The following is a 1,234-nucleotide window of genomic DNA, read 5'->3' as shown; positions in this document are numbered from 1 at the left end:
TCCTGGATCAGCTCACCCCCGGGGATGCGTCGTACAACATCCCCACGGCCCTCAGGCTCACGGGCCACGTGGACGTGGAGGCCCTGCGCCGCGCCTTCGAGGCGCTGGTCGCCCGCCACGAAGCCCTGCGCACCACCCTCTCCGCGCCTCACGAGGAGCCGTCGCAACACATCCATGCTCCCTCTCTCTGGGAGCTGCCTGTCATCGACCTGACCCACCTCCCCGAGCCACGTCGTGAGGAGGAAGCCCGGCACCTCGTGACCGAGGAAGCGCGTCGTCCCTTCCACCTGGCTCGCGGACCGCTGATGCGGAGCCTCCTGGTGCGAGTGGGAGAAGAGGAGCACCTGCTGCTGGTGGCGATGCACCACATCGTCTCCGACGGCTGGTCCATGGGTGTCCTCGTCCGGGAGGTGGCGGCCTTCTACGAAGCCTTCAGCACGCAGCGGACGCCTTCGCTCCCGCCGCTCCCCGTGCAGTACGCCGACTTCGCGACGTGGCAGCGCCAGTGGCTCCAGGGCGAAGCCCTGGACGCGCAGATTCAGTACTGGAAGCAGCGGCTCACGGGGAGCCCGTCCGCGTTGGAGCTGCCCACCGACCACCCGCGTCCGCCCGTGCAGTCGTACCGCGGCGCCAAGGTGGACGTGCGCATCCCCGCGCAGCTCGTGGATTCCCTCAAGGCCCTGGCCCAGCGCGAAGGCGCCACGCCGTTCATGGTGTTGCTCGCCGCCTTCCAGGTCCTCCTGTCGCGCTACTCCGCGCAGGACGACATCAGCGTGGGCACGCCCATCGCGGGCCGCACCCAGGCCGAGACCGAAGGCCTCATCGGCTTCTTCGTCAACACCCTCGTCCTGCGTGCGCAGGTCGAGCCGAAGGCGACCTTCCGCCAGCTGCTGGTCCAGGTCCGAGGCAACACCCTCGCGGCCTACGAGCACCAGCACCTGCCCTTCGAGAAGCTCGTCGAAGCCGTTCAGCCCGCCCGCGATCTGAGCCGCAACCCGTTGTTCCAGGCCATGTTCATCCTTCAGAACATGCCTGCTGAAGCGCTGCGCATGCCGGGCATGTCCATGCAGACGCTGCCGTCGGAAACCCACTTCGCCAAGTTCGACCTGTCCCTGGGTCTACGCGAAGCACAGACGGGAATGACCGGCGCGCTGGAGTACGCGACGGACCTCTTCGAGGCGTCGACCATCCAGCGCATGGCCGGCCACTTCGGTGTGCTGCTCGAGGCCATCGC

General features: G+C 68.2%; 1 protein-coding gene. It reads left to right on the top strand.

The window, feature by feature from the left end:
• On the top strand, positions 1 to 1,234 hold a 1,234-nt coding region (locus tag FOF48_RS36205; protein WP_221938268.1), incomplete at both ends, for a condensation domain-containing protein.

It is taken from the genome of Corallococcus sp. Z5C101001 (assembly GCF_007352635.1).
GTDB lineage: Bacteria > Myxococcota > Myxococcia > Myxococcales > Myxococcaceae > Corallococcus > Corallococcus silvisoli.
Note: the sequence above shows the minus strand (reverse complement) of the source record. Positions and strands in the feature narration are given on the sequence as shown.